The organism is Mesorhizobium oxytropidicola, from assembly GCF_056174625.1.
On record NZ_JBWBWK010000002.1, the window covers coordinates 57,857 to 81,209 of the forward strand.

Genomic DNA, 23,353 nt, shown 5'->3' on the forward strand with positions numbered 1-23,353 from the left:
TGATTTGACTAAGGCCAGAATCATAGCTGGATTGGGTAATATATTATGTCTGATACAACTCATAATTCTGCAATTGGCGCAGAAGGATACCGGGAGCTCTTCGGAGTTGATGGCAAGGTAGTCTGCATTTCGGGCTCGAGCCGCGGTCTAGGCAAGTCGCTCGCCACCTGCTTTGGACGATTGGGCGCGAAGATAGTCCTTTCCTCGCACAATATTGAAGAGCTGACCGAAGCAGAGGCCGAACTTGCGGGCCAAGGAATCAACGTGACGGCTATCCGCGCTGATGCGCGGTCGCACGACGATTGTAAGGCACTGATCTGTGGCACGGTCGACCGGTTTGGGCAGATCGATGTGATGATCTGCAACGCAGGTACCGACATCATTAAGCCAGCGCATTCATATGAAGAGCCGGAATGGGACGAAATCGTCAATACCAATCTGCGTGGCTACTACTATTGTGCCAAGTTTGCCGCCCAAGCAATGCTGGATCAAGGCGGCGGCAGCATCATCATGACTTCTTCGGTCGCCAGTTCGCTCGGCATACCGGGCCTAACCGTCTATGCTGCGAGCAAGGGTGGCGTCAATCAACTGACACGCACCATGGCGGTAGAATGGGCCAATAAGGGTATTCGTGTAAACGCCGTCGCACCTGGATTCATCAACAACTTCATGGATGGAGTGCATCCTAATCTCGATACGCCTTATCAGCGCCGCGCGATGGAACTCACTCCAATGCGACGCCGCGGTAATTTGTCCGAATATTTCGGGCCTTACATTTTCCTCGCGAGCGCAGCTGCATCGTTCGTAACAGGCGAGATTCTCTATGTCGACGGGGGCTACGCCGCGAGCTGATGCAGGATGCTTCGATGTTGTGGCGGTATTTGGAGGTGGCTGGGGAATGTTAAACAAAATACCAGATGAATTGAACTTTCTAGACTGCACCTTGCGCGACGGTGGCTACTACACAGGTTGGGATTTCGCGCCGGAACTGGTGTCTGACTATGTCGCTACTATCAACACTCTCCCGGTGCGGATGGTCGAGCTGGGGCTCGCCGGAAAGCCCGAGAGCCACGGATATTTCGCCAGTGTGACGAGCTCCAAGGCCGAAGAGGTGGCTGCTGGTCTCCTGGTCAAGGCATGCGTGATGATCGATGCCAAGGATGTGCTTGCGAGCGAACTGCCTATACCCCTTGCCGTGATCCGCCTGACAGAAGGACTAGTGCCAGGGCATATCACGACCATCCGCGTGGCGGCCCATTACAGCAACTTGGCTGCCTGCCGGAACATTTGCGCTGAGTTGTCTCACAGCGGCTTCCGCGTGTTTTTGAATCTCATGCAGATCGATGCGGCAAATGCTGCAGAAGTTGAAATGTGCCTGAAAGAGGTAAAGCAGATCGACACAATCGACGTGCTTTATATTGCCGATTCCTTTGGCTCTATGAAGCCGACTCGCGTCCAGGAATTAATCGGCCGGTTTGCGGGTCGGATTCAGCCTGACATTGGATTCCACGGCCATGACAACCGCGGATATGCGCTGGTCAATTCAGTGGCCGCCGCGACGGCGGGAGCGACCTGGATTGACTGCACCATGGGCGGCATGGGTCGCGGGGCAGGAAATACGGCTAGTGAGCAGCTCCTACCGATTCTCACTCGCCTCGAAACATCCAAGGAACGGGCGCTCCTCGAGCACGTCTTGCGTTACTTCAATCCGCTTCGCAAACGGTATGGGTGGGGCAGCAGCGCGGCATATCAATTCGCGGGCTCAAACTTCATCCATCCGTCCTATGTTCAAAAGCTACGTGAAGGCGGGGCTTTGTCTGACGCCGCGATTATCAGGCGCCTTTCGGACCTCCGCGCCGATGAACGGATGAGTTTTGCCGATGAAAAGCTGTCGGCGCTGATGGCGCAGGACATCGCCTGATCGCGGATATCTCTGTCGAGGTGCCCTTTTCCCAACCTGGAGGAAGCCATGACCCTGCCAAATGCGGTAGTGAAACCATCGGTCCTCCCGTCCGATCCACGGTTTTCATCAGGCCCTTGCCGTAAACATCCCGGTTGGAGCGTGCACCCAACTATGCTGCGCTATGTTGGACGAAGTCACCGGAGCTCCGAGGGAGCAGGAAGGCTGCGAGAGGTAATCAGGCGCATGGCCTCTTTGCTAGCGCTGCCTGATAGCTGGCTGTGCGGAATCGTGCCGGGCTCAGGCACTGGGGCCTGCAGCATGGCCTTACAAAATCTACTCGGCCCGTCTCCAGTCGAGACATTCTTGTCAGACAACTTCTCGCAGTATTGGGCAAATGAGATCGATGCGTTAGGGCTTGCCCCCCAAAATCGGCACATTTGTCCTTACGGAGATTTTCCGAACACGAGCAGGATCGACCCCAATCACGACATCGTTCTTGTGCTAAACGGCACCAACAGCGGCGTCTGTCCACCGGATCTTGACTGGATTCTTCCTGACCGTGCCGGGCTTGTGATCGCAGATGCCGTCTCGGCAGCTTTTACGAGGCCCATCGACTACGATCGGATCGATGTTCTGTGCTGGTCATGGCAGAAGGCGCTTGGGGGCGAAGGCGGCCATGGCATGATCGCACTCTCGCCTCGGGCCCAGGCACGGCTGAAGGTCGGCGGACGTAAGCCTGTAGCCAGGCTCATGAGACTGCACAACGCCGACGGATCTGTAAACAAGGCGTTCTTTGGCGGCCGCACGATCTCGACCCCCAGCATGTTCGCCGTCGAGGATATCCACTCTGCGCTCGACTGGGCCGAAGCGTGCGGTGGACTACCAGCGCTTCTGAAAAGGGTTGCCAATAATTATGCTGTGATGGACGACTGGGTGAACTCTACCCCCTGGATTGATTGGACTTGCACCAATCCGGCAGCACGCTCCACCTGTTCAATTACTCTTCGGCTCGTGCGAGAGCACGCTGCCGGCGAGAAACAGGACGACGGCAAAATCGTGGCGGAGATGATCCGTCTACTCGAAGCCGAAGGCGCGGCTTTTGACATTTGGAGCTACGGTGACGCGCCGCCGGGATTACGGATATGGGCGGGCCCGACGGTCGAGGCAGATGACTTGGCGATCTTATGCAAGTGGCTGGCCTGGGCGTATAGCGAGACGTGCGCGGCCAGCATACCGCCCGAAGCGAGGGTCGTGCGTCACGGCTACTTTCCGCCCTCTAAGGCGCGCGCGGTTCAGCCAAGGACGGAATCGGCTTGTCCTCAAACCGCGGCCCTCGAAAGCCCACCTCCCCAGACACTGGCAGATTGCTATGACGCGATACTTTTCGACGCGACGGGGGTCCTGATCAGCCAAAATGACGCCCTGCCTGGCGCTGCTGATATCTTGGCCCGACTTAATACGTCCGGTCAGCCATTCTACATCGTGACGAATATCAGCAGTGGATCGGACGAAACGATATTAGCACGTCTCCGCGGCGTGGGACTCCCGATTCCGGCGGTCGACCGTATCGTGTCAGCGGGAGGTGTTGCGCGGCATCGCGTACTCGAAGAGCTGGCGGCCGGGCGGTTAGTTTCGTATGTGGGCAGTGCACAGGCCGCGCATGACATCTTCGGCAAGCATCCAAATCTTCATTGCGCTGACACGGTCGAGACATTCGACACGCTCGTAGTGCTCGATGACGAAGGTTTCGATTTTAAACGAGGGGCCGATCACATCCTGTCCACTTTTCGACGCAGACTGATCGAGACGGGCGAAATGCCCCGTATTATAGCGGCAAACGCGGACATCATTTATCCTAGCAAAAACGGCACACTCGTCTTTGGACCAGGCATAATAGGGCCAATGCTTCAAGCTGGACTAGCGCCCTTCGGTGCTCCTCCAATCTCAGTAGAAATAATGGGCAAGCCAGGAAGAGCGATTTTCGAAGAGTGCATCGCTCGGGCCGGTACCGACCGTCTTTTGATGGTTGGCGATCAGGTTGATACCGATATCAAGGGCGCAAAGGCTGCTGGGATCGACGCACTTCTCGTAACCACTGGCCTCAACAGCTGCGGCGAGTTGCGCCAAGACGAGAACGGCGCTGCCGATTATGTCGCAAGGAACCTCGATCAAATTTTCGACGGCAGTTTGTTTCCACCCCTTCGGTCGGCGACGTATTCCAATACAACAGACTAGGTTTGGGCGGCTTGGAGCGAGAAGCGCGGAGGGCGAAAGGGTCGTGATGATGCGCCAACATCTCGGCCGTCGCACGGTGTTGGGGCATCAGCCGCGGCCTGCTTTCTGTCTGGCGGCGGCAGGCGGGGCTAGTGAACCCAGACCTCATGACCGAGACGACAGCTCTTCAGTCGCTGATTACGATTGCCGACGGGGAGCGGCGGGTTGAGCGAAGCGGCGGCGGTAAGACGGAAGCGTCGGGATCGCCCGGTCGGATCGAGCCTGAGATGGATGGAAGCCGCCTCGAGGTGAGGGGCGTTGTAGCGACACAGCCAGTCGATTTCCGCTGCGGCATAAACGGCCTGATTGCGCTGGTCGCGGCCGCCCTTGCGGCCGATCCTATTGCGGCTACGCCTTTGTCTTCCGCCCCAAGCGCAGTGATGGGGCTGCGGCTCCATATTTTGGGACAGCAACACGCGCGCTCTAATGAGGGTGCGTGTTGCCGTCCCGGCGAGGAGGAGGTTCAGGATCCGGAGGCAACCGAGGGTTCCATGTCGTATGAAAGGAAAGTGATGACTAAGAAAAAGGCCGTTCGCATAACGTGAGCATACCGGTCATCAGCAAGAAAACCGGAAGCGCAAGGGTTTATTCCGAGCTTCGCCACAACATCCTCAACATGTTCTTTGCCGCCGAGCTACCCGTTGGACGAGGTCAGCCTCAGCCAGCATTTCAATCTTTCCAGGTCGCCGATACGCGAAGCGCTGGTCAGGCTGGCGAGCGAAGGGCTCGCTCTGACGCTTCCGAACAGAAGCCCCATCGTCGTCCCCGCTCGATTTCCGCAGCGTACCCGAATATTTGGACGCCCTCGACCGGTCGGCTGAATAGGGGCGTAGAGAAGCCTGATGCGAGATCAATCAGGCGGCGAGGATTTCGAACTGCTCGGCCAGGGACGGATTCGGATTGAAGGCGTACCTCGCCTGTCGCTTGCGCATCATGTGGATCATTTCGATGCCGGACAGGATGGTGGAGGCGGTGGCCGTCGATTTGAAGCCGAGCATCGGCCGGACCCGGCGCTTGATGCGCCGATGGTCCTCCTCGATCCGATTGTTCAAATACTGGCTCCGGCGGATGCGGATCGGCTTCAGCCGGCGTCGGGAGCGATCCTGCAAGCGACTTGTGGTGGCAGGAAACGATCGCCTCGTGGTTGTTTGGCTCCCGTCGATGACTACGCGATCCGGTCGGCCATGATGCTCCAGCGCCTTTGAAGCAGCGCTTGGCCGCCGGCAGGTCGCGCTGCTCGCTGAACCAAAACTCGACTGTGTCACCGACAGTGTCGATGGCGCGATAGAGATACATCCACTGGCCGCGGACCTTGATGTAGGTCTCGTCGACATGCCATTTGCCGTCACGCTACGCTTGCGCCGGTTGAAACGCTCAAGCAACAAGGGCGAGAAACGAATGGTCCAGCGGTGGATGGTCGTGTGATCGACCGCAATGCCGCGCTTCGGCACGCACAGCAGGATCGCGGATTGGTCGAACTGACAGCCTTTGAACATTGCAACCCTCCGAATCGATCGAAGCTCGTTGCCACAGCGCTGGTAATCAAAAGTTCGCAACAGATCCCCACCGGTTGCACCCAGCGAGATATCAGCTGGCCATCCAGACCTGCCATCCGCCTGATAACATTTAGTCCTGCGGTACATGACTTTTTGTACGGTTGTTTTGCAGCCGCCCCGCCGTTAGCGTTTCAGGACCAATCCGACGCGGCAGCCTCTCAAGCCGTACTGAAGGCCCAGTCAGACAGGCATTCTATCAATGCTATAAGAACGATTTTTTAAGCAATAGGTATGATCTATAGTCGGCCGCCAAAACTAGCATTCTGTCTAGGATGAGCTATGCGAACGTATTGCCGATGGGTGGACGTGGGGTAGCGATATTCGTAGCGCTAAGACTGGCTGAAAGGAAGTTGGGTGAGGTCCGAAGACGTCTTGGATCCGTTCAAAAGTTGGCACATTCAGTTTATCGTCGCAGAGAACATTGATTACCCAACAGGCACGGCTGCCGAACAAGCGCAGCGTGCTGGAGAACAGTTCCTCCGCGTTCAAATGCATGGATTTCAAGTAGGCCGCGGCCCGTTGGAGGAAATCAAGTGGGTGGCCACAAGCTCCGGAACTGCAGCATTTTAGTCTCAGAGGATAACTTGACACTTGCGTTCGAATTGCGTGACGCTTTTGTCCAAGCAGGCGCAAACGTTATCCATCCGGCCGATACGATTGAGGACACTCTCGACGTAATCATGTCCTCGTCACCGATAGACGGTGCTGTCCTTAGTGTGAACTTACAAGGCGAGGAGACGTTCGCCGCGGCCGAGCACCTGGTGCGACGCCAAATACCGTTCGTATTCCTGGTAGGTCACAATACTTCTGATATACCCGACAGTTTCAGAGATGTTGATCGGTGTGAGAAGCCGATTGATATCGCCCATCTGATCGAGGTGATAGAGTCGCTCATATTGGCGTGAAATCCCATTTTTTGACCTGAGACCCACGCCACGGACTTGGAGGCAGGATTGACGCGATCAAGCGTCATGCACCGAACGGAGGCTCGCAGGGCAGACGGCTTCACCCTGCCGGCTCCATAGAGCGCCAGACAGCAGGTCATGCAGTGATTGAAAAGCAAGCTGAAGTATGGCTGCATAACAACTCATGGCTCACGCAAGAATAGTTGAATCGGCTGGAGTACGTTTTGGTGTCGGAGTTTCCTTCGGAGAATCGCTGCCTGTAGAGATGCAGGGTGTTTGACGACGATACCATCCGGTTTCGCTATGGTGGGGTTAGTTTTTTCGCGCATCACGGGTGTGGCGCGCAGCACGATTAGGCGTGGATTGAACACGATTGGGCGTGGATTGAAGGAGATGCCCGGCGAGGCGGTCGATCTCGCGCGCCGCGCGAACGTCTGCGTCGCGTGGGGTGGTGGTCGCAAACCTCAAGAAGCAAGGTGTGCAGGCCAATCAGGATATCACCTTCATCACCGACGGCGGCGAAGAAGTCCGCTGCCTTGCCGAAATGATCGGATCCGGCAGCGAGCACTCCAGCACCATGACCGCAAGGCCGGTATCGAAATGGCCGGCACGTTCGACCGCATCAAATGGTACCGCTGGCACGGCAACGCCTATAGAGCGCGCGGTGAACATCGGCGATCTGCATCTCTACGCCGAGGCCGCAGACACCGTTTATCCGAGGCATCAGTCGCACCGCTTGAGCCAAATCTCACTTTCTTCTCCCTTGGCGTTATTTAGGATGCGCCCGCACTAATTAGGTATACTTCGCATTGTCAATGTAAATACCTAGTATAATATCGCCATAATGATTCCTAATAGCGCTATGCAAATTACCAAAGAAAATATGATACCGCGAATGCCGTCCTTCAAATCGTCTGCTCTTTTGCTACCTGATGTCATTGATCAGATTGCCTCGAGTTCTGGGAGTATGAGGAAGAAGTCGCCGACGAGGACGTAGTCGGCGACCTGGAAGATCGGCGCCTCCGTTCCTGCTGAGGGCGACAATGACCTTCGAATCCTTCATGCCGGCAAGATGCTGGATGGCGCCGGATACGCCGCAGGCGATGTAGAGGTCGGGGGCGACCACCTTGCCGGTCTGGCCTGCCAGTCATTGGGCGCGTAGCCGGCGTCGAGCGCCGCGCGGCTGGCGCCGTCCGCAGCGCCGAGCTTGTCGGTGACGGGAAGGATGACCTCCCGGAATTTCACCGAGGAGCCCAGCGCGCGGCGCCGGAGATGATGATTTTCGCCAGGTAAGCTCTGGACGTTCGCCGCCCGACAGCTTGTTCTCGACAAAGGACAAGCGGGGGCTGGCCGCGGATGAGACCGTCTCGATAGGGGCAGAGCCGCCTTGGGGTGCTGCCTGGAACGAGGCCTGCGCATTGTAATCACTCTCTTGGCGTCGGTTCTCCCGCACCGTCTGTATTGCGTTGCCGGGATAGATCGGACGCTTGAACATGTCGGGCGTGACCTCGATGATCTCCGACAGCTGCATCACGTCGAGTAGGGCCGAGACGCGCGACATCACGTTCTTACCGGAGGTCGTCGCCGGCGCGATGATCGTGTCGTAGCCGCCGGCGAGCGAAACGACGGTTGCCGCCAGCGGTTCGGTCAGCCGGTTTTCCAGCTCGGCGGCTTCCGCGAGCAACACCTTGCGCACGGCGGCGTCCGCGGGGGCCATGGCGCCGTTACCGGCGACCAACATGTCAAAGTCCGCGCCGAACTTCGATGCCGGCGACAGCGCCTTGGCGGTCTGATCCGACAGGGTCTGGTTGTCGTGTTCGGCGATGAGGAGAATTGCCATTCTTCGCTTCCTTCAAATTCCTTGTACCCGTGATCTTGATCCCGAAAGTCTGCACCTTTCGGGGGCACGGGCTTACAATACTCCGGCCTCGTTCCTGAGCTTGTCGACCAGTTTGGCGACGCTCTTCACCTTGACTTCCGCCTTGGGGCCGCCGGTGCTCAGGAGGTCAGCCTTTCAAGCCATCGCCCTTTCCGAAAGCATCCCTTCCAATGTTGAAAAGTCTGGCTTGGTATAAATTCAAGCCAGCCATTGCGTAGGCTGATTAAAGCTTTGCCGGCGGGGCGATGAGCCCGGCACCATCCAACAGCTGCTTTTGCTTCAAGATGCTCGTGGCCAGTAAAGCGCGGTAACGATCGACAACACGTTCGCGATGAGCCGCATCATTGATTGCACTGAGCGCACCGATCACAGAGGTAATCGCTTCGCTCGCGGTCCGAAGTTCCGCAAGCAATTCGGTATTTTCGGCCAGTCGAGCGACGTCGCCGCGTGTAACCTGGGCGATTCCCACCGGCGACTTAGATCCATTGGAGATGTACCCGTCCGGAAGATCACCCTTGAGGTTGGTGACCATACGATCGCGTATAGCATCGACCAGCTGATCGACAGCCTGCTTGGCGCCGGCGACTCGGGTCGGGTGGTCGGTGTCCGCGGCCGCATGCGGAAGAAGCTCCAGCTTGTCGGCATGCTTCGGCAGAAGCGAAAGATAGGGCTTCATCGGGCCGGTCACGCCTTCGGCACGCTTGAAGATATCTGCGTCGATGGCTGCGTGCCGAACCTTGCCGACCGACAGCGCTTCGTCGAGCCCGGCAATGTCGACGAGTTCGCCGCGATCGTAGTTGAGAAGCACGGCTCGATCGTTCAGCGCGGTGAGGACGCTGCGATCGACCAGCCCGGCATTCGAGAAGGCGCCCGTGGCCAGGTCCTGCCGGCCGAGGCCGAGATGCACGGAGAGCACATCCGCGCCGCTGGCGGCGGCGAGAGGAGTTTCCGCATAGGCGTAACCTTCGGCAAGGATATTATCGCGATGCGCCGGACGGGCATAAATCACGACTTCCATGTGGAAGGCCTTGGCGATCCGGGCCAATTCCCGGCCGATGTTGCCATAGCCGAGGATAGCTATCCGTTTGCCTTCGAGCTTTTCGGTCGGATATTCTGCAAGGTTCTTGCCCGTGTCGAAGTCGCCTTTCACGACCCTTTCATGCAGCGTATCGACCGGAAGGTCGGGCATAACCTTGAGCAGGGCTTTGATTGCCATCTGCGCCGTCGCGCGGCTATTGATGCCGGGGGTGTTCATCAGTGGTGCTTCTCCGCCCTCTCCGTTCGCTCCCCCCACGAGGCGGACCCCATGTTGCCGGTTCCAGTGCCGATGCGCACGCCGCCGAGACGGAACTTCGCGCCGGCGGGAATGAAGGTGGCGGCGGCGATGACCGCATCGTATCGGCCGTCGCCGGCTTCGGCGAGAATTTCATCGGCGGTACTGAGGTGCGGCTGGTAGAAGAAATGAATCCGGCCGTCGTGGGCCGTATTCGCCGCCTTGATCGAGGTCTCGTGGAAAACCCCGCCCTTCTCGCCGATATAGGCGGCAAGCTCGCTATGATCGAGGCGCCCATCAGCACCGAAGCGCAGGCCGATGGCGTCGGCAATCAGCACCTTGACAGACCCTTCACGCACGCCTTCGCCGGCATCGGTGCCGGACGGGGCATAGTCGACCTTGCTCCCCTGCCGTTCCAGCTCTTCCTCCAGCACCACGATCTTGGCGCGGAGATAGGCGTATTTCAGGTTTTTGAGCAGCGCCGTGATGTCGGACGGCTCGCGAATGCCGCCGACCCAGGCGCGATAATCGCCGGGCATCCCGGGGAAGGCGTTGACATAGCGGGCGGCATCGAGACCCGTCTCGTGCTCGCCGTTCGGATGGGTGATGCCCTCGTAGCCGAGCAACTGCTTCGAGCGCGCGATAATGCGGGCGTGCAGGTCCGACGATGAGATGGCACCGTCATTGACCTTCAGGAGCGTGACGGCGGCACCGCGTCGCTCTTCCTCGCTGACGACGAGGCTGAACAACGGGTTGCGGCCGACCCATTCGTTGACGACCTCGCGATTGGCGGTCGACCGCTTGTTGAGCTCGATGACGGAACCGATACGCCGCTCGGTCTGCAAGAGGCCGAACGTCGTTTCGGCAAAGGCGAGTGCGCTGTAGGTGTTGATGACGCCGCCGAGCATCCGATCCTCCTGCGCGTCGTAGAACGGGCCGGCATCGACGGACCGCTTGCTGCTGAGCGGCTGTTTGGGATCGAGCGGCGGCGCGATTTTCAGCTGGCGCGGAATGGCCCAGCATGGATTGCTCTGGTTGCGCTCGATGAGGGCGAGGGCCGCTGGCGTGAAGGAGGCGACGAAATAGCCGGAGACGCCGCCGATCGCCTTCTGGAACGGCATGAAGAGGCAGCACTTGGCCATGACTGCCCGCACCGTCTCGGGCGACCATGGCATCGCACCGAGCATGGAGGTGGCGTCGAAGACGGCGTGCCGGTTTTCCGGATCACCGTCCAGCCAGGCCAAGAGTTCGTGGATTTCCTCGTTGGTGTAGGAGTTCGCGCCCGTCGTCTCGTGACCGACGCCTACGAAGACAGAAATGCCGAGGTCGGCAAGAGTCTTGGCAAATGGGATCGCGCCTTCCTTCTGAGCGAAATGGATGCGGCTCTCGTCGCCCTTCTCGGCAAAGCGGTGCATTTCGATGAGCTGGGTCGCCCACGACTGGCGGAAGAAGCCCGAGGCGTCGGCATCGCTGCCTTCGGGGCGCGGCGTGTCGACATAGACGCGCTGGTTCGCGTCATTCGCGTTCAGGAGATGCTGGACGCAGACCGTATAACCGCTATGGCCGCCACCAAGGCCCACGGCGATGCGGTTCGACTTCGGGAACTCGAAGTAGCGATGGATCGCCCGCATCATGTCCAGAAGGATCTTGTCTGCCGGATAACCGCGATGCATGCTTCGCGACAGTTCCGCCGTGGTGAACGCTCCGATGTCTTTTCCGGTGTCGTCGAACTTGCGATAGGTCCTTTCGATCCAGCGATCAAACTCGTAGCGGCGCAGCCGGCTGTCGACCTCGTCGGTCGTCGCGTCAGTTATAGGTCCCACGCCAAAGAATGGGTTCAATGGGATGGAAGGCGCGCCACCCCTCGTCGCTTCGAGTGCAGACTCGCGATGAGCAAGCAATTCGCTATTTGAAATCATGAAGATCCTCCTTATCGGCCTGGGCAACGAAGCAGTTGCGAGCCGTGGGACGTATAGTGTTGAATCTCAAAGCTGCTCGGCTCATAATTGGCTGCTATCTTCTGCGCGAGATCCGGGATCGAAAATGCGGTAGCTCCCGACAACTCGTAGTAGCGGCCAGCATGGCTAGCCGGATCGCCCAGCACAGCAAGCGCCGCTTCGGCCAGATCTGCTCTTGCGACGGCCGAAATCCGACCCTCACCAAAAGGCGTGGCAATCACCCCGCCGCGCGGCGCGGCGAGAGCTCCGGTCAGTTCTGCATAGAGACCGTTGCGAAGGATGGTCCAGGCCATGCCGCTTGCCCGAAGCTCGCGCTCAGTCCAGCGATAGGCCAGGGCAAAGCCGAGATGATCGCTAGCACGGGCCATGCTCGTATAAATGACGTGCCGCCACCCCCTGAGCCCGGGCAACAGCCAGAACGGCACCATGCCGACGCATCACGCAATCGTTTTCGGCAGAGCCCGCCGAGGTCAGCAACATGGTCTCGACCCCGGTGAAGTCAAGCGTTTCAGGTCTGTCGAAGTCTATGTGCCGGTCAGCAGTGGCTGCTCTGCTGCCGGTGAGAATCGTAATGCCCTTCTGCCGCGCCCGGGCCACGATCTGCGATGCCAACTGGCCCGAGGCTCCGGTGATGAGGATCATGGCTCTTCCTTTCATGGATGTGCGGTGCTGAAGGCGCTCCAAGGTTATTGATGAAGGCTCAGACATTTTTCATTGGCCCGGCGGAGACCCGCTCCGACGTCTTCAGCTTGTGCTAATAGACGATGTCGCAGTCCGGTTTCGCTGAGCCAGCCTGCTGGTCTTACGTCTAACCTTTCGGGTGGTTGTCGCGGCAGACGCGGCACAGGCGAGTCCGCGGCCATTAAGTAAAGCCACGGCCACCACGCGCAAGAACGTTACTTTATTCCGCCCAAGTCGGCCTGGCGTCGGCCCCTCCGCGGGCGCAAGGCATTCAGAACGAATTCCTAGCACTACCGGGCGTCCCGGACACTTTAAGACGAATTCGCGCTTTGCCCCATCATCTCCTCACCGGAAATAGATTAACCCGCAGGTCGCAGAGATAGCAGGCCATATCACATCCTGGACCAAAGCTTGCCGCCGGTTGCCCAGTTGTTAGGCTCATACTCATCGAACACCACATGGATTTGTTCTGGCCTTAAGTTCATCTTGTCACAGAACAGCTTTGTGATCTCAGCCACCAATTGTGCTTTTTTGTCGTCATCAGACTTGAACGTTTCGATATGGATTACGGGCATAGCTTGCTCCTTCGTTGCTCTCTGCCGAGCAGGTTGATATGGTTGCCAACGCTCTCTAAGCGTTGCTCCAAACTCTGGAATGCGGGCGTTAAACATTGCCTCGACGATCTCAGCCCAAGGCCGGGCCCGGTGGAAGCGAGATTTGACCGTCTGTGATGCGAATTGCGGTCTTTCATGATCACGTCGAGAGCGTCCTCGATCGTGTCGATCGGACATGACGTTCGCGCCTTCATTGACAAAAGCGTCGCTCAGTTTGCCGTCATCCCCCGCGATCAAGATTTTGCGGTTTATGAGCTCTTGTTCCCCCACTCGTTCCTCCGAGGTCCAGGAGTCGATTAGTCTAAATCTCCGTGTTTTCGAAAAGCGGCACGCTATCCCGAGCAAACCGCTCGCATCCTGTCCTTCATTTCCTCGGTCGGTCCGTAGTGCCGCGGTCGTAGATCATTGGCGTAGCCTTGCCTTCGTGAGTTTTGCTGCATGGCCGTAGATTCACGTGATTGGGAGTCGAACTGGGTCCTAATTCAGGACACGTTCGTCAAAAGGATAGTTTGAAAGCAACTCGTAGCCGTCGGACGTAACGAGCAATTGCTCCTCAAGCTTCACTCCATCCCGTTCGCCAACGGCGCCAATATAGCTTTCAACACATATTACCATGCCTGGTTCGAGTGTCGCGTCATACGCCACGGGACCACGGAATGAGGGTTTAACTTGCGGATATTCATCGCACATGCCAACTCCGTGTAAAACGCAGGAGTAAGCTTGCTCCCGAAATTCTTCGGGCACCGGCCAAGCTGAAGCTTGCAGATCCTTCATGCTGACGCCTGGTCGGATAAGCTTAACGTTGGTCTGCAATTCGTCATACGCCAGTTGGTAAAGTTGGCGCTGGCGCGCACTAGGCGGGTTCTTTCCGTAGTAGAATGTCCGTGACACATCACAGAAATACCCAAATGGGCCCACCATATCGGTGTCAAATCCCACCAGGTCTCCCTCCTCAATGACTCGTTGGGTGGCTTCCTGGAGCCACGGATTAATTCGCGGCCCGGAAGCTAACATTCGTCCCTCATGCCAGCCGCCCTGGTTGGCGAGGTTGGTATAGTTGAGAAGTCCCCAAAGCTGCACTTCCGTTACGCCTGGCCCCATGCTCTCCTGCATACGCGCAATGCCGTGCTCAGCTACGGCGCATGCCCAGCGAATACACGCTATCTCGTCATCCGATTTAATGACCCGCGCCCCTTCCACGATGTCCACCGCATCAATTACCTCTAGACCGCGCTGCAGCAAAGCCTGGGTTATGCTCGGGTTCACATACTCCACCGCCACTTTGCGATTAGTGGTACCGATTTCGCTTAGGAAACCAACGATGTCGTCGGCGAGGAGCCTCGCGCCGTCCGCCAGTTCGTTGCCTCCTTCAAAAAACGAAATCGGCCTTCCGTGCCTTACACGGTCTGCAGAACATGCGTTGCCAATACCCTGATGAAGGGTGATTGGCCCATCAATAGGCAAAAAGAGGTATGTGACGGGAATATGCGACTGAAACAGAGGGTATGCATTGTAGTCCACCGCATAGCGAATGGTAATGGGGCTCACCAGGACACACATTGCGACATCTGCTTGGCGCATTGCTGCTCTTAGCCGCTCTTTTCGGTATCCATCGAGCCTTTTAAAGTCGATATCCGGCATTGGTCGAAACTGCCGCAAGTCGCTCCAGTTGTCACGGAGTACGAACCCATCCGGACCTGGTGAACCCAATTTGGAATCCGTCATAGAGCCCTCGTACATGTTCCGACTGTGCTGCTGATCAGTCACGCAGAAATGCTACGGTCGTGAGCTATAGGCAGCGGCGCACCGCACTTCAAATGAGTATTAGTGGCCGGTCGCATAACCAGGAGTCATGACCATGTCCAAGGGTCGTAAAAGGCTGCGCGAAGCCGTTATCCATATCCAGCGCGCCATAACTTCAAGCTTGCCATCGAATAACTTCCTGGACGCTTTCAAACGGCGGTATGAAGGCCAGATCATTAGGCACGGCCGCCGGAAGAGCGGCCCAGACAGAGCGCCGACCCTTAACAACTAACTCACGGCCACCCGCGCGAGATCTGAAACGCTCAACGCCGCTGCGATATTCCGCCCAAGTCGGCGTGGCTTCGTTGCCCTCCGCGGGCGCAAGGCATCCAAAGCCATCCGGGCCTCATGAAACGGATGCGTTAACTTTTACTGAGCCCTATTCCGTAGTACTTGCAATGCTGTCAAGCAGCGATGCAGGAACTCTAGGACAGCGACTGATGAACTTCAGATGAGTAATTAATGGCGGGCCGGACAACCATGGGTCATGACCATGTTTAAGGATAAGCTTCAACTCGGTCGGAGCCGACCCGAACGCCATATCTATGTCTAATCTCTGTTAAGGGCCTGCAAGGGCTGCTACGGGGTCGCCGTCGATGTCAAAGCCGCGCCCATGACTTCAGCTTGTCCGCCGCATGACTTTTTGGACGCTTGCGAACAGGCCGTATGCCGGCATAGATCACTAAGTAGGCCGCCGGAGATACCCGCCAAGCCTCATCACTTTTACTGGGCAATGAAAAATTATGACGCACTCCAAGAAGGTGGTTATCGTTACTGGCGCGACGTCGGGGATAGGGGAGGCCGTCGTAGAGGCCTTCGCCGCGACAGGGGCGTCACTCGTATTGGTTGGCCGCGATCGGGGGCGGGGTCAACGGGCCTTGGAATCCGTTGAGAGACTCGGATGTACGGCCCAATTGATGCTAGGCGACGTGGCTGACTCGGCCTTCGCCGACCATGTGGTTAATCTCAGCATAGAGCGGTTCGGAAAGGTCGACGTCCTCGTGAATAGTGCTGGGATTATCCGGCGTGGAAACGCCGTCGAAACAACGGATGACGATTGGCGGCAGACATTCGAGGCGAATGTCAACGGCGTGTTCTACTTCAGCCGCGCCGCGGTGAAGGCTATGCGAACGACCGGCGGCGGTAGCATTGTCAACATAGCCTCGAATGTGGGGTTGGTTGGCTGTCCCGGGCTGGCGGCCTATTGTGCGTCAAAAGGCGCCGTCGTTCTGTTGACAAAGGCCATGGCGCTCGACCACGCCAAGGAGCAAATCAGCATCAATGCGGTCTGTCCCGGCGCCGTTGACACTCCCATGCTGGTGTCGGCTCACAGCCAGCCAGTTACTGCCAACGAGGTCCTCCAGAGAAACATCGATTCTACACCCCAGGGTCGTGTGGCTACTCCCAGAGAGGTCGCAGGCTTGACGCTTTACCTTGCAAGCGAGGAAGCGCGGCACATTACAGGGGTTGCTATTCCCATCGATGGCGGCTTCACAGCAGGATAGGAGGAAACTTTGGTTAATCGGGTATCAGGCAAGGTTGCCATCGTCACGGGGGGCAACCAAGGCATAGGGCGTGCGATTGCGGAGAAGCTTGCCGAAGAAGGCGCCATCGTTGTCGTCGGCGATTTGCGCGACGATCGTTCTTCCGGTTCCAACGGCGCCGAGGGAATTACCGCACTCGCTCTCAATGTCACGAAGGAGGTTTCGATCCGCACATTCGTCGATGAAGTCCTCCAGAAGTTCGGCAGGATCGATATTCTGGTCAATAATGCGGGTCTGGTCATGCACAAGTCCATTGATGACCAGACAGCCGAAGAGTGGGACCGGCTCATGGCGGTCAATCTTCGCGGCCCTTTCCTGATGGCAAAATATGTGGTCCCGGAAATGAGACGTCAGGGCGCTGGGACCATCGTCAACATCGGGTCGGTCGAAGGGTACATGGTCAACCCATGGCACACTGCATACGCGGCCTCGAAGGCAGGGGTGCACGGACTTACGCTCGGGCTAGCCGTTGACCTTGGGCCCGACGGCATACGCTGCAACACCGTTTGTCCGGGCTGGATCGACACTGATCTTAATCGTGCATACGTTGAGATGCACCCCGATCGAAGCTTGATTGAGCGAGAATTGGGACAGCTTCACCCGGTCGGAAGGATTGGCGCTCCGAAGGAGATAGCCAATGCGGTGCTCTGGCTTGCCAGTGACGATTCCAGTTTCGTGAGCGGCGAGATGATCTCCGTCGATGGCGCGCGTACCAAGAAGATTTCTTTGCCCGCGATCTTGGATGAAGAGTATCGGGCCAAGCTGACGAAAGCCCAGGCATAGCGGTGCGCCGGCGGACTAAAACAGGTTGCGACGGGTTGTTCGGCTCGCTGGTAAAAACAGTTACGGCCACAGACGACATGTGCGCTTTTCGAGATGGCAGGGTTGCCGCGCCCGAGCTGGGAGGCGAGCCTGACGAACTCCCGCCGAACGGCTATCGGCGGTGAGAACAAAGACCAAGCCGAAGCCGCTCTTCCTCGGTATCGACACCGGCGGCACTTATACCGATGCAGTGCTGTGGTCTGAAACGGAAGGCGGGCAGCAAGGCCCCAACAAGGGCAAGGTGCTGGCCAAGGCAAAGGCGCTGACCACAAGGCATGATCTGGCCGTCGGCATATCGGGTGCCGTCGATGCAGTTCTGCAGAAGGCCCGCACCGATCCAGCCGATGTAAAATTGGTGTCGATGTCGACTACGCTTGCCACCAACGCGCTGGTCGAAGGCCAAGGTGGCCGTGTCGCGCTGGTGATGATCGGTTTTTCCGAGGCCGACCTAGCCCGCGACGGCTTGAAGTCGGCACTCGGCGCCGATCCGGTGGTGTTCTGCCCTGGCGGCCACGATGTGCACGGCAACACCGCCGGACTAGACCTGTCAGGCCTCGAAGTTGCCTTGCCTGAGCTGGGAGCCTCAGTATCGGGTTTCGCGGTTTGCGCCTATTTCGCCACCCGCAATCCGGCGCATGAGATGGCGGCCCGCGAGTTGATCCGCGCCACGACCGGCCTGCCGGTAACCGCCAGCCACGAGCTATCGTCCAAGCTCGGGGGTCCGCGTAGGGCGCTAACAACCCTGCTGAACGCTAGGTTGATTTCAATGATCGATCGGCTGGTGGCGGCGACTGAAGGCTTTCTGAAGCGGCGTAAAATTACAGCACCTTTGATGGTGGTCCGTGGCGACGGCGCTCTGGTTTCCGCCGCCTTCGCGCGCCAGCGGCCAATCGAGACCATCCTGTCCGGCCCGGCCGCCAGCCTGATTGGCGCGCGCCACATGACTGGCCTCGACAACGCGATAGTATCCGACATCGGCGGCACCACCACCGACGTCGCGGTGCTCGACAAAGGCCGGCCGAGGCTTGATCTAGAAGGTGCCGTCGTCGGTGGCTTCCGCACCATGGTAGAGGCCGTTGCCATGCGCACCTTTGGCCTTGGCGGCGATTCCGAAGTGACGATCGAGGATAGCTCGCTCATCCCGAACATTTTGCTCGGGCCGCGCCGCTTGGTGCCGCTGGCGCTGGCCGGCATGGGCCATGGCCTGGCGGTGACGTCGGAGCTCCAACGCCAGCTGCGCGCGCCCAATCCCGGCCGTATGGATGGCCGCTTCGCGGTGCGCACCGGCGTGCCGGATCGGCTCGCCGCCGGCCTGACCGGCGCCGAAGTCAAGCTCTACGAGATGATCGGCACCACGCCGCTCGCCATCGACAAGCTTCTGACCTCGAATGCCCAGAACGCCACGCTCAACCGGCTGGTGTCGCGCGGACTGGTGCATGTCGCGGGCTTTACGCCGTCGGATGCCGCCCATGTGCTGGGCAAGCAGGCGAACTGGGATCCGATCGCTGCCCGGCTCGGCGCCGAACTGTTCGCCCGCAAGAGTGATGGCCGAGGCCAGCCAATCGCCGCTTCGCCGGAAGCACTATCTGAACGGGTGCTGGTGACCCTGACGCGGTGGTCGGCCGAATATATCCTTGAAACCGCCTTTGCCGAGGACGGGCTGGATGGCGCGGCGACGGTGGCGCACGCGCTGGTGCAGCGCGCCGTCGATTCGCATCTCGGCATCGCCCGCCTCAGCGTCGCGCTCGACCGGCCGGTCATCGGCCTCGGCGCCTCGGCGCCGCTGCACTATGCGGGCCTGGCCGCGCTGGTCGGTAATGACTGCGTGGTTCCCGAAGATACAGATGTCGCCAACGCGCTCGGCGCCGTTGTCGGTCAAGTGCGAGTGTCGGCCGAGGCGCAGGTCAGCCAGCCCAAGGAAGGGCTGTTTCGCGTATCGTCCGGGGAGACAGTGCGCGATTTCACCGAAGAGGCGGCGGCGATCGCTTCCGCCGAGGCCGATGTGCGCGCCATCGTCGCGGAGCGTGCCAGGGACGCCGGCACCGACAACGCCGAGATCGATGTCACCACAGAGTTCCGTGTTTCCAACGTCGAAAGCCAGCGCATGTTCATTGAGGCACATGTCGTGGCGGTCGCCTCAGGAAGACCTAGGATTGCGGTTTAGGCCTTTAGGGTGGCCTCTGCGAACCTCTCAGCGCGATACGCCCGAAACGGTTTGGCATGTCGTGCAGATCGTCTTGGGGTGGACGCCGGGGAGGCTGGCCCGTCTTGGAGACGGCCGGGCCCAACGAAACTGGGCCGCAAAGATCTTCGGGTCTCGTATTGACTAGCCGAGGCCGGGGCCGACCCATGCGGGGGTCGTCGAGCGACACTGTTGCGGCGAAAGGCCGTTAAATGTTCTGAAGCACTTTGCGAAGTGTGAAGGAGACAAAAACCCGCAGGCCATTGCGATATCGATAATGGGCATGCTTGTGCCTTCGATCAGGCGCTTGGCGTGAGCGACCCGGATCCGGAGGTAGTGCCGCACCGGCGGCACATGTACGTGTGTTGCAAACAAGCGTTCTAATTGGCGCCGCGAAATACCAGTCCGCTGCGCAACCTCTGTCATGGTCAGCGGGTACTCCACATGTTCTTCCATGAGCCTCATAGCTATCAGCAGCTTGTCGCTTACACCGGCGAAGGCGAGTCCAGATGGTCCGGTTTGGCGGTTGGAACCTGATCGCTGACCTTCTACGGTCGCGTAGCGGCAGACCTCCTGTGCGGTAAACCCGCCGACGTGGCTGGCGATCAGATCGACCGCCAGGTCGAAGGCGGATAGTTCCCCCCCACAGGTCGAAAACTGCCCATCCTTGACAAAGAGAGCGTCGCGGATCTGTGTCTGGCTGAATACTTCCGAGAAGGCGGCCAGCCGCGACCAGTGAATCGTGCACCGTGTGCCTGCCAGCAGACCGGTCTGCGCGAGCAGCCACGTCGCTGTTCCAACCGCGGATATCGGCACCCCACGGCGTGCGATGGTGCGCAAGAAATTATCGAATTGTGGTGTCAACCGCCGGCCCACCGGCTCGCCACCGATGATTGCGAGATGCTGTGGGCCTCGGAAGCTTATACAGGTATTCAGCTCCTCGACCGTTACATCAACTGCGATCGAGATACCGCTCGCCCCCTTGACGGATTGGGCGTCGGGTCCGGCGATGCGCCATCGGAACAGCGTCAGCTTGGATACCGTATTGGCGATGCGGAACGGTTCGATAAAAGCGTGGAGCGCCAGATGCGAAAACCCTGGCAATACTAAAACCACCAGCTCAATTGGTCGGCCGCCCATTGCCGGATCGTCAGGCGTGGACAATGACTTCATGGCATTGATATTGGGAGGTGCGTTCATCAGAATTTGGCCATACCTTTCGCAAGGCACTGACCCAGCTGTTGTCGAGCCCGGAAAAGCCTGGGCGATTTCGGCAATTGCTGGTTCTAGTACTCGATGCTCGCTGTATGGACGCGCTCACCCACACAGCCATTGGTGTTATCCTGGCGCCTAAAGTACGGCGTCACCGATCACGAGTTCCCGACGTTTCATAAAGTCAAGAAGCTCTTCGTCAATTGCTTCGTCTATGGGTGGTGCTTCATACTCCTTCAGGGCACGCACAGCTGCATCGCGTCCCCGAATGTTGGCGTCCTTGGCGCCGGCGAAGGACCATTGCTCGAAGCTGTCGTGGTTCATCAAGTCGGGCGTGAAGAAGGCCTTCTCGAAATTGTTCAGTGTATGTTCGGTTCCAAGATAGTGACTGCCTGGCTCACTTTGGCGGATCGCATCGAGCGTTTCATCCATCTCGCTCATCACTATGCCTTGCCCAAGCTTATAGAACATCACCATCTGCTCGGCATCGAGCATGAACTTGCTGTAGCTCTGGGTCAGAGCGGCTTCGAGATAACCGGTGGACGAAAGCACAAAGTTCGCACCGGCGATAAGTGCGCCGTACATATTGCGGGCGGCCTCATAGCCTGCCTGGGCATCGACGAGCTTTGAACTTGTATTGCTACCACTGCAGCGCCAAGGCAGTTTGTAATGTCTGGCTAGTTGACCCACCAACATATTCATGTGGCAGATCTCGGGTGTTCCTGCCATTGGCGCGCCGGTTTTCATTGAAACGGTCGCCAACCACTGCCCATAAATGCAGGGCGCGCCTGGCCGGACAAGCTGCGCAAAAGCAACGCCAGCAAGTGCTTCGGCATTAAGCTGCGCGACTGCGGCCACGGTACTGGCCGGAGTGCTGGCGCCACCAAGGACAAAAGGGGCGAAGATCATGGCCTGGTTGTTTGCGGCGTAGACCTTGACCGCATCCAGCATCGTCGCATCCCAGACAAGGGGCGAATTGCAGTTGGCAAGCGACACCATCACAGTGTTGTCGTTAACGAACTCGTCCCCGAAGACAATCTTGGCCATAGCGACCGTGTCTTCCGCCCTCTCGCGCGACGTTACCGCTCCCATAAACGGCTTATCGGAGTAACGTATCAAACTGTAGTTCATGTGCAGGTGTCGCTTCGGGACGGCAATATCCATCGGCTCGCAAAGAACCCCACCTGTCATATGCATTGCGGGGGCTTGGTAGGCGAGTTTCGCAAAGTTGACGAAATCCTCAATTGTCGCGTTCCGCCGCTTACCCTCAAGGTCAAGTACATTCGGTGAACCGTACGCTGGGGTAAAGATGGTCTTTCGACCGCCGAGAGTGACGGTCCTGGCGGGATTGCGAGCGTGAACCGTAATGTATTCAGGAGCCTTCGCCACCAGCTCCAGCAGCTGGTTTCTGTCGATCCTAACACGCTGATCGGTGACTTTGGCGCCGGCTGCCCGCCACATTTCGACGGCCTCGTCATCGCGAAATTCGATGCCTATCTCTTCAAGTATTTGCATCGAAATGTTGTGAAGTCTAAGCAAGTCAACCGGGGCAAGCAAATCCATATAAGGCAGCCCCCGTTCCAACTGCGGCAAGAAAGTTACCGTCCTGTCGGAACGCAACTTTTGCCGAGCGTCTCGGCCTCCAGATCTTGCAGACATTTTTATAATCCTTGATTTGAGGCGAGAATATAGGGCATATCAAATCCTGCAACTAACAATAAAAAGGAATGTAACTTATGAACTGAGGTTATGACCGTGAGTCGCTGCAGCCTAAAGTCGATCCCGACGTTAGCGGAGGGGGCATGCGCAACAATGGCAAGGTCGGCTCCCCGCGCCGTCGACACACACTAGCGACCTGTTTTCATGTCGATTTGACACTCAGCGTCTACATTGTCGGTGACCGTGCGCCGGGCGAGCCGCGCGAATCCTTAATAGACGGCCTTAGCTCCAGCGACTTCGAGTGTAGTTCCCGCGATGAATCGAGCCGCGTCCGAACTCAAGAAATAAACGGCATCAGCAATATTCTCCGGTTCGCCAAGTCGGCCGAGAGGATTTGATTTGCTGAGCTCGGCTACCGCCGTATCCGGATCGAACCCACGATGGATAAAGCCTGACCGAAGCATAGGTGTATCGATCTCCCCGGGGCACACTGCATTGACCCTTATCCCGTTCGCCGCATGGTCACGGCCAAGACACTTTGAAAATGTGGCGACCGCAGCCTTACTCGCGCAGTAAGCTGCGTGACTAGGTCCAGGATAGATGCCCCAGGTTGAGGAGATGTTCACGATCGATCCCCCTCCATTCTCCTTCATGAAGGCTATCGCCCGCCGGCAGGTGTAGAAAATTGCTTTCAGATTGATATCGAAGGTTCTTTCCCAATCCTCGTCACTGGTTTCGAGAATTGTACCGCGCGTGATGACGCCCGCATTGTTAACAAGGGCGTCCAGCCGGCCGGTAAGACTGATAGCGGTATCAACGATTTCCTCGCAATACGCCTTGCTTCTCAGGTCTCCAGCCTTGGCTAAAACGTTTTCCCCACTGCGGTTGAGCCCGGCAGCGGTGTCGATCAACCGCTCCGCGTTGGTGTCCCCGGCGATTACAAAGTATCCCTCAGCCACGAACCTCGCGCAGATCGCCTGGCCCATACCGCCAGCAGCTCCAGTCACGACAACAGTTTTCTTTTCCACGTTCAGCATCTTTCAAGAAACCGACTTAGGGGAATTCGGCCCAAATTCTTCTAATCGGTT

General features: G+C 58.3%; 15 protein-coding genes and 6 pseudogenes. 10 read left to right on the forward strand and 11 right to left on the reverse strand.

What is annotated here, in order from left to right; genetic code table 11:
* Nucleotides 1-45: 45 nt before the first annotated feature.
* The 5 genes and pseudogenes from AC0V8S_RS35650 (at nucleotide 46) to AC0V8S_RS35670 (ending at nucleotide 4,998) form a co-directional block, all read left to right on the forward strand.
* A complete protein-coding gene (locus AC0V8S_RS35650; protein ID WP_475439004.1) occupies nucleotides 46-852 on the forward strand; it encodes an SDR family NAD(P)-dependent oxidoreductase in 807 nt (268 codons plus the stop codon).
* A 46-nt stretch (nucleotides 853-898) separates the two neighbouring features.
* The gene (locus tag AC0V8S_RS35655) at nucleotides 899-1,921 is read left to right on the forward strand and encodes a beta/alpha barrel domain-containing protein (protein ID WP_475439005.1); all 1,023 of its coding nucleotides are present in this window, start codon (nucleotides 899-901) and stop codon (nucleotides 1,919-1,921) included.
* A 345-nt stretch (nucleotides 1,922-2,266) separates the two neighbouring features.
* A complete protein-coding gene (locus AC0V8S_RS35660) occupies nucleotides 2,267-4,138 on the forward strand; it encodes an HAD-IA family hydrolase (RefSeq protein ID WP_475439006.1) in 1,872 nt (623 codons plus the stop codon).
* Between the two features lie 266 nt (nucleotides 4,139-4,404).
* Nucleotides 4,405-4,580 (forward strand): annotated as a pseudogene (gene tnpB / locus AC0V8S_RS35665) (IS66 family insertion sequence element accessory protein TnpB); the annotation flags it as partial.
* Nucleotides 4,581-4,818: 238 nt separating this feature from the next.
* Nucleotides 4,819-4,998 carry a GntR family transcriptional regulator gene (locus tag AC0V8S_RS35670; protein ID WP_475439007.1) on the forward strand — a complete coding sequence of 60 codons (180 nt, stop codon included), beginning with the start codon at nucleotides 4,819-4,821 and terminating at the stop codon, nucleotides 4,996-4,998.
* Nucleotides 4,999-5,031: 33 nt separating this feature from the next.
* Here the strand turns inward: AC0V8S_RS35670 and AC0V8S_RS35675 are convergent.
* Nucleotides 5,032-5,673 (reverse strand): annotated as a pseudogene (locus tag AC0V8S_RS35675) (IS6 family transposase).
* A gap of 644 nt (nucleotides 5,674-6,317) precedes the next feature.
* Here AC0V8S_RS35675 and AC0V8S_RS35680 point away from each other — a divergent pair.
* Entirely contained in the window at nucleotides 6,318-6,638 is a 321-nt protein-coding gene (locus AC0V8S_RS35680; protein WP_475439008.1) for a response regulator, read from the forward strand.
* A gap of 451 nt (nucleotides 6,639-7,089) precedes the next feature.
* A pseudogene (locus AC0V8S_RS35685) lies at nucleotides 7,090-7,356 on the forward strand (ISKra4 family transposase); the annotation flags it as partial.
* A gap of 224 nt (nucleotides 7,357-7,580) precedes the next feature.
* On the opposite strand, the pseudogene AC0V8S_RS35690 reads toward AC0V8S_RS35685, so the two are convergent.
* The 7 genes and pseudogenes from AC0V8S_RS35690 to AC0V8S_RS35720 form a co-directional block, all read right to left on the reverse strand.
* Nucleotides 7,581-8,478 (reverse strand): annotated as a pseudogene (locus tag AC0V8S_RS35690) (electron transfer flavoprotein subunit alpha/FixB family protein).
* A 72-nt stretch (nucleotides 8,479-8,550) separates the two neighbouring features.
* Nucleotides 8,551-8,628 (reverse strand): annotated as a pseudogene (locus AC0V8S_RS35695) (electron transfer flavoprotein subunit beta/FixA family protein); the annotation flags it as partial.
* 112 nt (nucleotides 8,629-8,740) lie between these two features.
* Nucleotides 8,741-11,709 (reverse strand): annotated as a pseudogene (locus tag AC0V8S_RS35700) (NAD(P)-dependent oxidoreductase).
* Nucleotides 11,710-11,720: 11 nt separating this feature from the next.
* Nucleotides 11,721-12,041: a hypothetical protein gene (locus AC0V8S_RS35705; protein WP_475439009.1), complete on the reverse strand. Its 321-nt coding sequence runs from the start codon at nucleotides 12,039-12,041 to the stop codon at nucleotides 11,721-11,723.
* Between the two features lie 61 nt (nucleotides 12,042-12,102).
* A complete protein-coding gene (locus AC0V8S_RS35710; RefSeq protein ID WP_475439010.1) occupies nucleotides 12,103-12,390 on the reverse strand; it encodes an NAD-dependent epimerase/dehydratase family protein in 288 nt (95 codons plus the stop codon).
* A gap of 431 nt (nucleotides 12,391-12,821) precedes the next feature.
* Nucleotides 12,822-13,313: a tautomerase family protein gene (locus tag AC0V8S_RS35715; RefSeq protein WP_475439011.1), complete on the reverse strand. Its 492-nt coding sequence runs from the start codon at nucleotides 13,311-13,313 to the stop codon at nucleotides 12,822-12,824.
* A gap of 207 nt (nucleotides 13,314-13,520) precedes the next feature.
* Nucleotides 13,521-14,684 (reverse strand): M24 family metallopeptidase, encoded by a 1,164-nt coding sequence (locus AC0V8S_RS35720; protein WP_475439012.1) that lies wholly within the window; start codon nucleotides 14,682-14,684, stop codon nucleotides 13,521-13,523.
* 905 nt (nucleotides 14,685-15,589) lie between these two features.
* On the opposite strand from AC0V8S_RS35720, the gene AC0V8S_RS35725 reads away from it, so the two are divergent.
* The 3 genes from AC0V8S_RS35725 to AC0V8S_RS35735 all read left to right on the forward strand — a co-directional run bounded on the left by AC0V8S_RS35725 (nucleotide 15,590) and on the right by AC0V8S_RS35735 (nucleotide 19,376).
* Nucleotides 15,590-16,351 carry an SDR family NAD(P)-dependent oxidoreductase gene (locus AC0V8S_RS35725; protein WP_475439013.1) on the forward strand — a complete coding sequence of 254 codons (762 nt, stop codon included), beginning with the start codon at nucleotides 15,590-15,592 and terminating at the stop codon, nucleotides 16,349-16,351.
* 9 nt (nucleotides 16,352-16,360) lie between these two features.
* Nucleotides 16,361-17,173 (forward strand): SDR family NAD(P)-dependent oxidoreductase, encoded by an 813-nt coding sequence (locus AC0V8S_RS35730; RefSeq protein WP_475439014.1) that lies wholly within the window; start codon nucleotides 16,361-16,363, stop codon nucleotides 17,171-17,173.
* 160 nt (nucleotides 17,174-17,333) lie between these two features.
* Complete coding sequence (locus AC0V8S_RS35735) at nucleotides 17,334-19,376, forward strand: hydantoinase/oxoprolinase N-terminal domain-containing protein (RefSeq protein WP_475439015.1); 2,043 nt, start codon at nucleotides 17,334-17,336, stop codon at nucleotides 19,374-19,376.
* A gap of 162 nt (nucleotides 19,377-19,538) precedes the next feature.
* Here AC0V8S_RS35735 and AC0V8S_RS35740 read toward each other — a convergent pair whose 3' ends face one another.
* The 3 genes from AC0V8S_RS35740 to AC0V8S_RS35750 all read right to left on the reverse strand — a co-directional run bounded on the left by AC0V8S_RS35740 (nucleotide 19,539) and on the right by AC0V8S_RS35750 (nucleotide 23,302).
* The gene (locus tag AC0V8S_RS35740) at nucleotides 19,539-20,594 is read right to left on the reverse strand and encodes a GlxA family transcriptional regulator (RefSeq protein WP_475439016.1); all 1,056 of its coding nucleotides are present in this window, start codon (nucleotides 20,592-20,594) and stop codon (nucleotides 19,539-19,541) included.
* Nucleotides 20,595-20,744: 150 nt separating this feature from the next.
* On the reverse strand, nucleotides 20,745-22,265 hold the full coding sequence (locus AC0V8S_RS35745) for a trimethylamine methyltransferase family protein (RefSeq protein WP_475439017.1): 1,521 nt from the start codon (nucleotides 22,263-22,265) through the stop codon (nucleotides 20,745-20,747).
* A gap of 269 nt (nucleotides 22,266-22,534) precedes the next feature.
* The gene (locus AC0V8S_RS35750; RefSeq protein WP_475439018.1) at nucleotides 22,535-23,302 is read right to left on the reverse strand and encodes an SDR family NAD(P)-dependent oxidoreductase; all 768 of its coding nucleotides are present in this window, start codon (nucleotides 23,300-23,302) and stop codon (nucleotides 22,535-22,537) included.
* Between the last annotated feature and the right edge of the window lie 51 nt (nucleotides 23,303-23,353).

Bases quoted from the DNA above. Each gene is read 5' to 3' on its own strand.
- AC0V8S_RS35705 (WP_475439009.1), bottom strand. From the start codon at position 12,041: ATGGCCTGGACCATCCTTCGCAACGGTCTCTATGCAGAACTGACCGGA.
- AC0V8S_RS35655 (WP_475439005.1), top strand. From the start codon at position 899: ATGTTAAACAAAATACCAGATGAATTGAACTTTCTAGACTGCACCTTG.
- AC0V8S_RS35745 (WP_475439017.1), bottom strand. From the start codon at position 22,265: ATGTCTGCAAGATCTGGAGGCCGAGACGCTCGGCAAAAGTTGCGTTCC.
- AC0V8S_RS35725 (WP_475439013.1), top strand. From the start codon at position 15,590: ATGACGCACTCCAAGAAGGTGGTTATCGTTACTGGCGCGACGTCGGGG.
- AC0V8S_RS35750 (WP_475439018.1), bottom strand. From the start codon at position 23,302: ATGCTGAACGTGGAAAAGAAAACTGTTGTCGTGACTGGAGCTGCTGGC.
- AC0V8S_RS35740 (WP_475439016.1), bottom strand. From the start codon at position 20,594: ATGAACGCACCTCCCAATATCAATGCCATGAAGTCATTGTCCACGCCT.
- AC0V8S_RS35710 (WP_475439010.1), bottom strand. From the start codon at position 12,390: ATGATCCTCATCACCGGAGCCTCGGGCCAGTTGGCATCGCAGATCGTG.
- AC0V8S_RS35720 (WP_475439012.1), bottom strand. From the start codon at position 14,684: ATGCCGGATATCGACTTTAAAAGGCTCGATGGATACCGAAAAGAGCGG.
- AC0V8S_RS35650 (WP_475439004.1), top strand. From the start codon at position 46: ATGTCTGATACAACTCATAATTCTGCAATTGGCGCAGAAGGATACCGG.